Annotated in this window: 9 protein-coding genes; 3 read left to right on the top strand and 6 right to left on the bottom strand. The window is 60.7% G+C overall.

Translation table 11 applies throughout. The annotated features are described in order from the left end of the window. Positions 1-460: 460 nt before the first annotated feature. The gene (sppA, locus tag G5287_RS15630; RefSeq protein ID WP_421172930.1) at positions 461-2,305 is read right to left on the bottom strand and encodes a signal peptide peptidase SppA; all 1,845 of its coding nucleotides are present in this window, start codon (positions 2,303-2,305) and stop codon (positions 461-463) included. A gap of 318 nt (positions 2,306-2,623) precedes the next feature. Here sppA and G5287_RS15625 point away from each other — a divergent pair, with 318 nt between their 5' ends. Continuing rightward, the gene (locus G5287_RS15625; protein WP_421231523.1) at positions 2,624-4,663 is read left to right on the top strand and encodes an FAD-dependent oxidoreductase; all 2,040 of its coding nucleotides are present in this window, start codon (positions 2,624-2,626) and stop codon (positions 4,661-4,663) included. Positions 4,664-4,778: 115 nt separating this feature from the next. Then, positions 4,779-5,327, top strand: coding sequence for an NAD(P)H nitroreductase (locus G5287_RS15620; RefSeq protein WP_421172932.1), 549 nt, complete (start codon positions 4,779-4,781; stop codon positions 5,325-5,327). A gap of 382 nt (positions 5,328-5,709) precedes the next feature. Here G5287_RS15620 and G5287_RS15615 read toward each other — a convergent pair whose 3' ends face one another. The 4 genes from G5287_RS15615 to G5287_RS15600 form a co-directional block, all read right to left on the bottom strand. After that, on the bottom strand, positions 5,710-6,264 hold the full coding sequence (locus tag G5287_RS15615; protein ID WP_421172933.1) for a sugar O-acetyltransferase: 555 nt from the start codon (positions 6,262-6,264) through the stop codon (positions 5,710-5,712). 66 nt (positions 6,265-6,330) lie between these two features. Then, entirely contained in the window at positions 6,331-7,308 is a 978-nt protein-coding gene (locus G5287_RS15610; RefSeq protein WP_421172934.1) for a D-2-hydroxyacid dehydrogenase family protein, read from the bottom strand. A 201-nt stretch (positions 7,309-7,509) separates the two neighbouring features. Further along, on the bottom strand, positions 7,510-8,388 hold the full coding sequence (prmA, locus tag G5287_RS15605) for a 50S ribosomal protein L11 methyltransferase (RefSeq protein ID WP_042080614.1): 879 nt from the start codon (positions 8,386-8,388) through the stop codon (positions 7,510-7,512). A 537-nt stretch (positions 8,389-8,925) separates the two neighbouring features. Continuing rightward, positions 8,926-9,942: a zinc-binding alcohol dehydrogenase family protein gene (locus tag G5287_RS15600; protein WP_421172935.1), complete on the bottom strand. Its 1,017-nt coding sequence runs from the start codon at positions 9,940-9,942 to the stop codon at positions 8,926-8,928. 100 nt (positions 9,943-10,042) lie between these two features. Between G5287_RS15600 and G5287_RS15595 the strand changes: the two genes are divergently transcribed. Beyond that, positions 10,043-10,915, top strand: a complete 873-nt coding sequence (locus tag G5287_RS15595; protein WP_162504381.1) for a LysR family transcriptional regulator — start codon at positions 10,043-10,045, stop codon at positions 10,913-10,915. A gap of 1 nt (position 10,916) precedes the next feature. Here G5287_RS15595 and G5287_RS15590 read toward each other — a convergent pair whose 3' ends face one another. Next, positions 10,917-12,344, bottom strand: coding sequence for a PTS transporter subunit EIIC (locus G5287_RS15590; protein WP_042080616.1), 1,428 nt, complete (start codon positions 12,342-12,344; stop codon positions 10,917-10,919). Positions 12,345-12,382 lie beyond the last annotated feature (38 nt).

Here is a 12,382-nt window from a genome sequence, read left to right as displayed (position 1 = left end):
TCGACCAGTGCCAGTTTAAAAGTCAGTGAGTAATCGCGCTGTGTCCGTTTCACACCTTGTCCCATCGGGTTCTCCATGTATTGGGGGGGAAAGGTGTAAACCATATTCAGGACGGGACACAGGAGAAAAAAGAGGGCCGCCCATGGGGTTAATGCCGATGAGTCAATGGCTGTTCGACCATTCTCGGGCTAACAGCAGGAGTGAACCTTGTCGCGGCTGAAGTAAAAAGAGAAGTAGTTATCGATGTTGAGCAGGCGGTGCTCTTGGGGGCTGAAAGAGTCAAGGGGGTCATCTCGACGTCAAGCGGCTGGAGGCTTTGCGCAAGGCGCAGTCCGTGCATTGACCATGTCGATATGAGGTCAACCCCTTGGCTTGGGCCCAGGGGCTCTCATCACGCTGAACGGCGACCATTATGGTCGCCGTTTTTCTGGGCTCGAGTCAGCGTTTTACCCAGGCAGAATCACTGCACACAGACCGGGCAGAAGGCGTAGGTGCCTTGCGGATCGTTGAAGCGGGTGAGCGGGTCGAGACTGCGGTTCACTTCCACCAATGCCTTGCCAAATCCTGCCGGCAGCCAGCTTTGCAACTGGGGGGCCAGCACTTGGGCACTGCTGTCAAACAGCTGGCGCAGGAACTTGTCCTTGGTGGACTCCTCCTGCTCGATGGGGGTCACCTGCCACTCTTTGAGGTTGGCCAGCTCGGCGGCGGCCTTGATGGCGTCATCCAGATTGCCGAACTCGTCCACCAGACCCAGGGCCTTGGCATCTTCGCCGGTCCAGACTCGGCCTTCGGCCGCTTTCTCGGCCTCTTCCGGGCTCAGACCGCGGCCCTTGCTCACCAGACCGATGAAGCGCTGGTAGGTATCTTCCACGCTCAGCTGGATGGCCTGACCGACGTGATCCGGCAGGGCGCGGGTCGGGCCTACGCCGACGTAATCTGTGGTGCCAACCCCGTCGGTATGCACGCCGAACTGGGCCAACGCCTTGTCGATGGTGGCAAACATGCCGAATACCCCGATGGAACCGGTGAGAGTAGTTGGGGAGGCGAAGATCTTGTCCGCATCGGCGGAGATCCAGTAGCCACCGGATGCGGCATAGCTGCCCATGGAGACCACTACCGGTTTGCCTGCCTGTTTCAGGGCCAGCAGCTCGGCGCGGATCTGCTCGGCGGCGAAGGCGCTGCCGCCGGGGCTGTCAACTCGCAGGACCACGGCTTTGATCTTGTCATCGCGGCGAGCATCGGCCAGCAGGTCGGAGAGGCTGTCGCCGCCGATGGTACCGGCAGGCTGGACGCCATCCATGATGGCGCCGCTGGCGACCACCAGACCCACCTCATCCTTGCCACTCTGGGGATACTGTTCGGGCACTGCGGCCAGATACTCTTTCAGGCCGACCCCTTTCCAGCCGTGATCGTCCGCTTCACCCACCTCTTTAATAACAGCCTGGGTCATCTCATCGCGGGTGGCCAGCTGATCCACCAGCCCGTTGTCGAGGGCGTAGTTGGCGGCATTGCCACCGGCCTTGCGCAGCAGCTCGAGGAAGCGATCCTTGCCCGGCGCGACCGCCTCGGGTTCGATCTCTCGCTGCTCGGCTACGTCAGCCACATAGGATTGCCACAGCTGATCCAGCCAGCGCTGGTTCGCCTCTTTGCTCTCGGGGGACATCTCGTCGCGGGTATAGGGTTCGACGAAGGATTTGTAGGTGCCGACCTTGAACACGTGCGGGGTGATGTTGAGCTTCTCCAGCGCCGACTTGAAGTAGGTCTGGTAGACCCCAAGCCCCTCGATCACCACGGCGCCGCTCTGGTTGAGCAGCACGTGATCGGCGTGGGCCGCTAGCAGGTACTGGCCTTGAGTGTAGAAGTCGGCCATGGCGATCACCGGTTTGCCGCTCTCCCGGAAGGAGTCGATGGCACTCGCCACCTCCTGCAGTTTGGTGAAGTTGGCTCCCTGCAGCCCTTGTGGCTTGATCACCAGTGCCTTGATGCGCTCGTCATCCTTGGCACTCTTGATGGCCCACAGCAGGTCGGAGAGAACGATCTCGCTCGGCTGCTCGTCGCTGCTGTCCATCTGGCGCAGCAGTTGTACGGTGGGATCTGTCTGGGAGCGTTGCTCCACCAGCACGCCGTTGAGATTGAGGGTCAGCGCCCCTTCGATGGGCGCCTTGGGGGCCTCTTTCTGGCTGACGCTGAAGACGATGACCAGCACTACGATGAGAAACAGCAGATTGACCAGCATCAGCCGGGTGAAATTGAGCAGGCGCCACAGGCTGCGGAACAACCAACCCAGACCTTTGAAAATAGACATAGTCGCGTTATCGCCCTGTTAATGGGTAGAGAAGAGCCATTATTAACCAGTTGCGGGCGAAATTGCCATTTCCGACTGGCGGATCCCGCCTATCTTCGTTCAGGGCACGGCTGTTCGCTGAAAAATTGTCCAAACATTTGTTTGAAAAAGAATTTTCGATTCTTTACTCTAGCCTCAGTTTGATAACAAAAAATTAACTGGAGGCATCGTGAGCCGCTATCCGACCCTGCTGATCCCGCTCGATCTTGGTTTTACCCAGCTGCGCAACCGGGTGTTGGGCGTTGTTCCATGCACCCTGGCCTTAAAGAGGAAGGCATCATGAGTCGCTATCCCCATCTGCTGACGCCCCTTGACCTCGGTTTTACCCAGCTGCGCAACCGTGTGTTGATGGGCTCCATGCACACCGGCCTCGAAGAGGAGAAGGGCGGTTTTGACAAGCTGGCCGCCTTTTACGCCGAGCGTGCCCGCGGTGGCGTCGGTCTTATCGTCACCGGCGGCATTGCCCCCAATCTGCGCGGTCGGCTGGTACCTCACGGCTCCCAGCTGAGCTTCCCCTGGCAGGTGAGCAAGCACAAGAAGGTGACCAGCGCCGTGCATCAGGAGGGGGGCAAGATAGCGCTGCAGATCCTCCATGCCGGTCGTTACGCCTATCATCCGTTCAGTCTGGCGCCGAGCGCCCTCAAGGCCCCCATCTCTCCGTTCAAACCGCGCGCCATGAGCGAGCGGCAGATCCGCGGCACTATTCGCGACTTCGCGGCTACAGCAGCGCTGGCCAAGGCGGCCGGTTATGACGGCGTCGAGGTGATGGGCTCGGAAGGTTATCTCATCAACCAGTTCATTTGCGAGCGCACCAACAAGCGCACCGATGGTTGGGGCGGCAGCAGTGAAAACCGGATGCGCTTCCCGGTGGAGATTGTCCGCGCCATCCGCGAGCGGGTCGGCACCGACTTCATCATTATCTTCCGCCTCTCCATGCTGGATCTGGTGGAACAGGGTTCGACCCTGGAAGAGGTGATTGCCCTTGGCAAAGCGCTGGAAGCGGTGGGGGTGACCCTGATCAACACTGGCATCGGTTGGCACGAGGCGCGCATTCCCACCATCGCCACCAGTGTGCCGCGCGGCGCCTTCAGCTGGGTGACCGCCGAGCTGAAAAAACACCTCAAGGTGCCCCTCATTACCACCAACCGTATCAACACCCCCGAGGTGGCCGAACGCATTCTGGCGGGTGGCGAGGCGGATATGGTCTCCATGGCGCGCCCCTTCCTGGCGGATCCCGAATTTGTCATCAAGGCTGCCGAGAACCGGGCGGACGAGATCAACACCTGCATCGCCTGCAATCAAGCTTGCCTTGACCATGTGTTCAAGCAGAAGCGCGCCTCCTGTCTGGTGAATCCCCGCGCCTGCTTCGAGACCGAGCTGACCTTTGGCCGCGTGCCCCAGCCCAAGAAGCTGGCGGTCGTGGGGGCGGGCCCGGCCGGGCTGGCGTTTGCCTGCTACGCTGCCGAGCGCGGTCATCAGGTGAGCCTGTTCGATCAGGCCAGCGAAATCGGCGGCCAGTTCAACTTCGCCAAGCAGATCCCGGGCAAGGAGGAGTTTCACGAGACTCTGCGCTATTTCGCCAAACGGCTGGAGAAGTGCGGCGTAGAGCTCTATCTGGGCCAGCGCCAGAGTGCCGAGAGCCTGCTCGGCGGCGGTTTTGACGAGGTGATCCTCGCTACCGGTATTCGTCCGCGCACCCCCAATATTCCGGGCATCGAACATCCCAAGGTGATGAGTTATCTCGACGTATTGCGGGATCACAAACCGGTCGGCCAGAAGGTGGCGGTGATCGGTGCAGGCGGCATCGGCTTCGATGTGGCCGAATTCCTTGTGGAGAAAAGGGTAGAGAAGAAGGTGGAGACGGATGCCGATGGGAACCGTGATCACTGGCTCAAGGAGTGGGGCATCGACAAACAGCTTGGCGAGCGCGGTGGCCTCACGGCTCCTGAAATCGACGCCCCCGAGCGCCAGATCTGGCTGCTCCAGCGCAAGGAGAGCAAGGTGGGTGACGGACTTGGCAAGACAACCGGCTGGATCCACCGTACCGTGCTCAAGAACCGCAAGGTGCAGATGCTCTCCGGGGTGCAATATCTGGGGATCGATGACGAGGGCTTGCACATTCAGGTGGGCGAGACCAAGCAGTGTCTGCCGGTGGATCAGGTTATCGTCTGCGCCGGGCAGGAGCCCCTTAAAGAACTGCAGGCCGGGTTGCAGGCGGCAGGCAAGCCGGTGCATATCATCGGCGGAGCCGACGTGGCTACCGAACTGGATGCCAAGCGTGCTATCCGGCAAGGGGCCGAGCTGGCTGCGATCATCTAGCCAACTGTGCCCTCTTGTCCCTTTTTAGTGCGATAAACCCCTGAGCCTCAGGGGTTTTCTTCATTCGGTGCTGTGCTAAGGTAGCGCCATCATTGCCCCAGAGAAGGAATTGCCCATGGATGCCCTCACCCTGTTGCTCAATCGCCACTCCTGTGGCCGTCTCGCCGATCCCGCCCCGAGCGGTGAGGTGCTCGACAATATCCTCAAGGCGGGCCTGCGCGCGCCGGATCACGGTACCCTGACCCCTTGGCAGTTCATTCTGTTCGAAGGGGAGGGGCGCGAGCGGCTGGGCAAGCTGTTGGCGGACGCGGCCCGTGCTCGCGGTGAAGATGAAGAGAGCATCAAGAAGTGCAGCGAAGCGCCGCTGCGGGCGCCCTTGGTCGTCGCCGTGGCAACCCGTTATCAGGCTCACCCCAAGGTGCCAAAACTGGAGCAGGAGCTCTCCGCAGGTTGCGCCCTGATGGCGATGCAGATGGCGGCGCAGGCGCAGGGTTTCAACGGTATCTGGCGCTCCGGCTGGTTTATCTTCGATGAGCAGATCAACAAGGGATTGGGACTGGCGGCAGAGGATCAGCTGGTGGGTTTCCTCTATCTCGGTACCCCCATGCTGGAAGCACGCAAACTGCGCGAACTGCCGCTCGATGAGTTTGTCCGCCGTTTCTGACTTTTCGGCCACGTTGCGGTTGAGAGATGCAAAGCCTCGAGAAATCGGGGCTTTTCTGTTTAACCGTGAATAGTAACCAGAGAAATTGGGGAAAATAAATGGGTCAAAGAGGCTGCGCGCGCCATAGCAGGTAATTATTTAAATAGTGCGATGTACCTCGCAATCCTGTGGTATTTCACTATGTAAAACGTTTGCGCATTCGCTAATATCTCCCTGCCAGTTTAGAAGGGCACTCCTTCTAATTTTTCTGCGATGAGAGTCGCAATTCCGTAGCACCTTTTAACAGCCCAACGTCTTCGTGACATTGGGCTTTATTTTTTTATGGGGTGTCGGGGCTGTTGTGAACTGATGGCGGCATCGTCATACGGCCCGGTTGGCAGCCTTATGCCCTGTTTTTGGCTGGCAGGATCCGGGCCGGGTTGCCGACTACCCGAGCACCGGCCGGTACATCTTTGGTGACTACGGCACCCGCGCCGACGATCGCCTCCCGCCCTATGGTGACGCCGGGCAGCAAGATGGCGCCGCCCCCAATCCAGACCTTGTCTTCAATGGTGACCGGCAGCGCCGTCTCTGTGCCCTGAATCCGTTCGTCGGCCTCCAGCGCATGGGCTGCGGTATAGATCTGCACGTTTGGCCCAATCATCACATGGGCGCCGATGCGAATGGGGGCATTGTCCAGCAGGGTCGCTCCCATATTGATGTAGGAGTCCTTGCCCAGGTGGATGTGGCGGCCATAGGTGCAGTAGAGGGGCGGGCAGATGAAGGCATTCTCTGCCAGTTCGCCAATCAGCTCCGCCAGTAGTGTCCGCTGCTCTGTCTCCTCTTCCGCCAGATTGAAACGGCGATAGCGCCGTGCCGCCTCCCGGCGCAACTGGGCCAGCTCGGGTGTCATGCAGTTGTACGGTTGGCTGCTAATCATCTTCTGGTATTCGCTCATGAAGGTTGCTTTCCTTTATCTGCCAGGGATTTGGATATTGGCGCCAATACGACAGAAGTAACGTGATCACCCACCCGATACGGGCAGAACCAGGTTGGCAGGTTTGCCTTCGGCAAAGGCCAGCACATTCTCGAACGCCACGCGAAAGTAGAGTTCGTAGCTGTTTTGCTCCACATAGCCGAGATGAGGCGTTGCCAATACATTGGGCAGGCGCAGCAGGGGCTCGCTTTCCTGTGTCGCCGGCTCGATGTCAAATACATCGAGCGCGGCCCGTTTTCCAGGATGGGTACTTAGCTCTGCATAGAGGGCGCCCGGCTCGATAAGTTCGGCACGGCTGGTATTGACCAGCAGAGAGTCAACTTTCATGCGGGCCAGATCTGCGCGGGTAACAGCGCCGCGGGTTGTCTCGCTCAGGCGCAGATGCAGCGTGAGGATATCGGCTTGACTGAAGAGAGCCTCCTTGCTGGAGGCGCAGGCATAGCCATCCTGCTCGGCCTGCCTGCGCGAAGCCTCACTGCCCCATATCAGTACCGACATGCCAAATGCCTTGCCATAGCGGGCGATCCGCTGGCCTATCTTGCCGTAGCCCCAGATGCCGAGCGTCAGCCCATGCAGTGTGCGTCCCAAACCGAGGTCACCAGATTGCTGCCATTGGCCTTGGCTTAACGCCTGGCTGTAAGCAGGTATATGGCGGGAAGCTGCCATGATGAGCGCCCAGCAGAGCTCGGCGGGAGCAATAGGGCTGCCGACTCCTTCTGCCACGGCAACGTCGTACTGTTGGCATAGTGCCGGGTCGATATGCTGGCTGATTTTGCCGGTCTGGCTGATGAGTTTAAGGGTGGGAAGCTGTATCAGCAGCTGTTCGTCGATGCGGGTACGCTCGCGGGTCAGCACCAGTGCTTCCATTCCTTCCAGCAGGGCGGCAAGGCGCGTTGTATCGGGTTCGCTCTGGTTGAGGATGGTGACGTCATGACCCGCCAGCAGGGCAAAGCAGGGGAGGTGGCGCACCTGATCCTGATAGTCATCCAGAATGGCAATCCGCATAAGAAATCCTTCTCGGTTGCGTTGGCTCGGACCGCTATCTTACCGGAATAAAGGTGTCTGTTGTTTTCAAACGAACACAATCAGAAGGGAGGGCGATCAAGCCCATGCTCACGGACCTGGATGAGCTCGGTAGGCCAAAACAATCAGAGCCCCCGAACGGGAGCCCTGATGGCATGAGGTTGGCGTCTATGTTGCCCGCGCTTAGCCGTGCTTGCGGCCGGAGAGGCGGCACCACTCCTCCTTGACGGCGGTCGGGTCCATTTCGAACCACTGACCGTAGATGGTTTCCAGCTCCGGAGCCTGGCTCTCCAGCACGCCGGAGAGGGCCATCAGGCTGCCCGCTTTGCCGTGACCGGCGATCAGCGGTGCCAGTTCGCGCAGCGGGCCGGCCAGGATATTGGCGACCACCACATCCGCTTCGACATCTTGTGGCTGGTCGGCCGGCAGATAGAGCTCAATCTGGTCGGCGACACCGTTGCGCGTGGCGTTGTCGCGGCTGGCCTGAATGGCCTGCGGGTCGATGTCGATGCCGATAACGCGGGCAGCACCCAGTTTCAGGGCGGCGATGCCGAGAATGCCGGAGCCACAGCCAAAATCGACCACGGTTTTACCGCTCAGATCCAGCCCGTCCAGCCACTGCAGGCAGAGGGCGGTGGTGGGGTGGGTACCGGTACCGAAGGCCAGGCCCGGATCCAGCATCACGTTAACTGCATCGGGGTTCGGCACATCGCGCCAGCTCGGGCAGATCCAGAGGCGCTCGCCAAACTGCATGGGGTGGAAGTGATCCATCCACTCGCGCACCCAATCCTTGTCTTCCAGCTGCTCGACCTTGTAGCCGACATTTTCGCCGAAGATCTGCTGGAAGAAGGCGATGGTGGGGGCCGGATCGGTTTCGGCGTCAAACAGCCCCATCACTTCGGTCTCGCCCCACAGCGGGGTTTCGCCCGGCATGGGTTCATAGACGGGCACATCCTTGGCATCCATAAAGGTCACCGCCTGGGCACCACGCCCCAGCAGCATGTTGCTCACCTTGTCTGCGGTCTTGGCAGTGGCGTTGATTCGAATTTGTATCCAGGGCATGGCGTCGACTCTTCATAAATGTGAAACCGCGAGATTCTACCATCATGGGGCAGTGCTGTCGTGGTTTGCCCATGACGTGGAGGGATACGGGGGCTTTTGCCGGATTGGCACGGTTCCTGTATTGCTCTATGCAGGCGAAGACGACCGGTTTTCGCTGAACGCTTTGCTCAAGTTCCGTCATCTTTCACTGCCACCCTCGGGTGGCATTTTTTTATCTGCACTCCTTTGCCTGGTAAACAGTCTGCCAGACAAAAAAAGAGCAAGGTCGGCACCTTGCTCAAGGATGGACTGACGCCGTTTTGGCGCATTCATGCTGCAGTTGGCACGCCAGATGCAAAGACTAATATGTCCTGCATAAGGATATGTGTGTGATTGTTACCCCAATGTTCAGGTATTCAGGCCATTTCTCGCGAAATGGCCTCTTTTTTGGCTGATTGTTGGATGTTGGCCTGCCGCTGGCTGGCATTAGCGCTGCTGGTTGTGCCCGTTTGGGGCATCTCCTTGGTGAACTTATCCCATCATGGTGCGTTTGAGGGCTTAGTTGGCAAAGTCGCTCATGTCGATCACCAGCTTGCCAACCATGCGGCCCGCTTCCACCTCGGCATGGGCCTGAGCCAGCGTGATCGGGGTCAGCGACGGGATGGTTCTGGTCAGGGTGGTCTGCAATACCCCTTCATCGACCAGTGCCGCCACCCGGCCGAGCAGGCGGTGCTGTTCGATCATGTCCGGCGTCTGGAACAGGGAGCGGGTGAACATGAACTCCTGGCTGAAGGTGACGCTCTTGCTCTTGAGCAGGGAGAGATCCCACGGTTCGCTCGATTCGGCGATGGTGCAGATATGGCCAAACGGGCGGATCAGCCCGGCCATGGTGGCCCAGTGCTCGGCGGTGGCGTTGGTGCAGAAGATGGCATCGACCTGGGTGATGCCAAGGGCGGTCAGCTCCTCCTGCAACTTGTGGTGGTTTACGACCTGATGGGCGCCCATCTCGAGGCACCACTCGCGGCTCTCGGGGCGGGAGGCGGTAGCAATCACCTCCATACCGGTGAGCTGACGGGCCAGCTGGATGGCGATGGAGCCCACGCCACCGGCGCCGCCGATGATCAGCAGTTTGCCACGGCTCTCGCGGGTGAGAGCGAAGCGCTCGAACAGGGTCTCCCAGGCGGTGATGGCGGTGAGCGGCAGGGCGGCGGCCTCCACATCGCTCAAGCTGGTGGGGGCGATTGCGGAGATACGCTCATCCACCAGTTGCAGAGCGCTGTTGCTGCCCGGACGGCTGATGTCGCCGGCATACCAGACCCGGTCGCCCGCCTTGAACAGGGTCACTTCGCTGCCGGTGGCGATCACTTCCCCCACCGCATCCCAGCCCAGTACCCTGGGCGAGCTTTCAATTTTGGCCTTGGGGGAGCGCACCTTGGTATCCACCGGATTGACGGAGGTGGCGGTGACCCGCACCAGCAGATCCCGCGGGCCCGGAACCGGATCGGGCAGGTTGGCGGCGATAAAGCAGTCGGGGTGGTCGCTTGGCAGATAGTGAGTCAGGGCAATGGCTTTCATGGTTTTTCCTTTCAAATCGCTGTGTTCGGGATTGCCACTCACTCTAGTCTGGTTGATTATCAAGATTAAGATGGGTAATCGGTAAAGACTGTTTGAATATATGAACAATGTCGATCTGGAGTTGATGGGACTGTTTGCCACCGTGGTGGAGCAGGGAAGCTTTACCCGAGCCGCCGAGCTGCTTGGTATGCCCAAGTCATCGGTGAGCCAGAAGATCTCGCGGCTCGAATCCCAGCTCGGGGTGCGGCTGTTGCAGCGTACCACTCGCAGGTTGAGCCTGACCCCGCAGGGGGAGCTCTATGTGGAGCACTGTCAGGGGCTGCTGGCACTGGCCCGCAGTGCCAATCTGGCGATGGCACGGCTGCGCTCGGCCCCGGCGGGGCGGGTGCGGATCACTGCCCCCGAGGCGACCGGTACTCTATTGCTTGGCCGGATCCTCGCCGAGTTTCGCGCCCTCTATCCCGAGGTGGTGCTGGAGCTGACCCTGAGTGACGATCAGCTAGATCTGGTGGGGGAAGGTTATGATTTGGCGCTGCGGGCGGCGCCGCTGAAAGACTCCAGCCTCATCTGTCGGCGTATCGGTCAGGTGGCGCGTCATCTGGTGGCAGCGCCCGCCTATCTGGCGGCCCACGGCATGCCGCAACAGCTGAGCGAGCTGGGCCGCTATGCCTGTCTGGTGCACTCGGCCATGCCGGTGTGGCCATTGCAGGAGGGTGGCTGGCGGCCGCAGGGGGCCTGTGTCAGCAACAGCTTGCTGGCGCTGCGGGAGATGGCGCTTCATGACGGGGGGATTGCCCTGTTGCCCCACCATGTCTGTGAAGGGGATTTGGCGGCGGGGCGATTGCAGAAGGTGTTGCCGGATCAGCCCATTCCGGCCAACCCGTTCTACCTAATCTATCCGAGTCGGGAGCATCTGGCCCCCGCTCTGCGCACCCTGATGGATTTCGTGGCCGAGCGGTTGCCGTTTGCCTGAGTTACCAGCTGCTCTGGCTGGCCGACTCCTGATTGGGTTTGAGGCCGAGGGGGACCGACTGGCGCTCCGCCAGCATGCGGATCTGCCCTTCAATCAGGCTGGCGCTGGGGCCCAGCACCAGCACCAGCTGGTGGTCGTTGAGCTGGATCCAGGAGAGGCAGCCCAGGCCCAGCAGGCGGGATTCATCCACCAGTGAAATATCGCGCACCCGCAGGCTAAGGCGGGTGATACAGACACTCATCGCCACCAGATTGTCCATCCCGCCCAACACCTTGAGGTACTGGATCGCCAGCATCTGCGGGTCTGAGGGGGCAACGCTGGCAAGGCGCGGATGCTCCACCGCGATGGGCTTGCTCGGCATGCTGAGGGGGGCGCGCTCCAGCAGTTGATAGAACAGCAGGGTGTAGGCGACGAAGAACAGGATGCCGACCGGAATGAGCCAGAAGCTGTGCTCCCCAGCCTGATAGCTCAGCACCAGATCCAGCAGACCGGCGGAGAAGTAACTGCCCACCTTGATCCCCAGCCCGCTACAGACAGCGAGCGATAGCCCTGTCAACAGGGCGTGGGCGAGAAACAGCCAGGGGGCGGTAAAGGCGAACAGAAATTCGATGGGCTCTGTGATCCCCACCAGTGCCGAGGTGAGCGCCAGGGTGAGCAGCAGCCCGCCCTGCGGCAGCCGCTGCATCCGCTGGCGGTGCAGCCAGATGGCAAAACAGGCGCCCGGCAGGCCGAACATGATGATGGGGTAGAGACCGGCCACATACCCTTCATGAAGCGGCTGGGCGGTGGCCAGTGCCTGCAGGTTGCTCTCGCCAAGGCCGATGACGCTGCCCAATACCTGATGGAGCCCGAGCGGGATCAGCAGTCGGTTGAGGGTGCCGTAGCAGAAGGCGCCAAACGGCGTGGTAAGCAGCTCGGAGGTGAGCAGGGTCAGCCCGCGCTCCAGCGGCGGCCACAGCAGCGAAAGGGGGATGGCGATCAGCAGGCAGGCCAAGGCCGACACCAGCAGGCTGGGAAACTCCCCCCTGGCGATCTGCAGCCAGCGGGGCAGGGTTTGCTGGTGAACCCAAGGGTAGATGATGGCAGTGGTGAGCCCTGCCAGCAGGCCGCAGATCATGTCGGCGTGCAGGTTGGGGGCCAGCGTATTGAAGGCGGTGCTGAGCAGCAGGAAGTTGACCGCCCCCGCCAGCGTCTGTCCGCCCAGCTCCTGCCGACTCAGGCCAAAGGCGATCGCCACCGCATAGATAAGCGGCATCTGGCTGAAGATCGCCTGACCGGTGAGGGAGAGCACCGCCAAATCGAGCACGTCGGGTTGCCCAAGCCGGTAGATCAGCGCCGCCATCGGCAGGATGGAGACGGGCAGCAGCAGGGCATAACCGAGCCGCTGCAGGGCTTGAGTAACGACTTGTCGAGTGGCTTTAACGGGCATACAGCGGCTACTTTCTGTGACTTGGCGCACAGTTTAAC

It is taken from the genome of Aeromonas sp. 603079 (assembly GCF_049172135.1).
In the GTDB taxonomy this organism is placed as follows: domain Bacteria; phylum Pseudomonadota; class Gammaproteobacteria; order Enterobacterales; family Aeromonadaceae; genus Aeromonas; species Aeromonas veronii.
Note: the sequence above shows the minus strand (reverse complement) of the source record. Positions and strands in the feature narration are given on the sequence as shown.

Excerpts from the sequence above, each read along its gene's own strand:
- G5287_RS15620 (WP_421172932.1), top strand. The coding sequence starts at position 4,779 with ATGGATGCCCTCACCCTGTTGCTCAATCGCCACTCCTGTGGCCGTCTC.
- G5287_RS15615 (WP_421172933.1), bottom strand. The coding sequence starts at position 6,264 with ATGAGCGAATACCAGAAGATGATTAGCAGCCAACCGTACAACTGCATG.
- G5287_RS15590 (WP_042080616.1), bottom strand. The coding sequence starts at position 12,344 with ATGCCCGTTAAAGCCACTCGACAAGTCGTTACTCAAGCCCTGCAGCGG.
- G5287_RS15625 (WP_421231523.1), top strand. The coding sequence starts at position 2,624 with ATGAGTCGCTATCCCCATCTGCTGACGCCCCTTGACCTCGGTTTTACC.
- G5287_RS15600 (WP_421172935.1), bottom strand. The coding sequence starts at position 9,942 with ATGAAAGCCATTGCCCTGACTCACTATCTGCCAAGCGACCACCCCGAC.
- G5287_RS15595 (WP_162504381.1), top strand. The coding sequence starts at position 10,043 with ATGAACAATGTCGATCTGGAGTTGATGGGACTGTTTGCCACCGTGGTG.
- prmA (WP_042080614.1), bottom strand. The coding sequence starts at position 8,388 with ATGCCCTGGATACAAATTCGAATCAACGCCACTGCCAAGACCGCAGAC.
- sppA (WP_421172930.1), bottom strand. The coding sequence starts at position 2,305 with ATGTCTATTTTCAAAGGTCTGGGTTGGTTGTTCCGCAGCCTGTGGCGC.
- G5287_RS15610 (WP_421172934.1), bottom strand. The coding sequence starts at position 7,308 with ATGCGGATTGCCATTCTGGATGACTATCAGGATCAGGTGCGCCACCTC.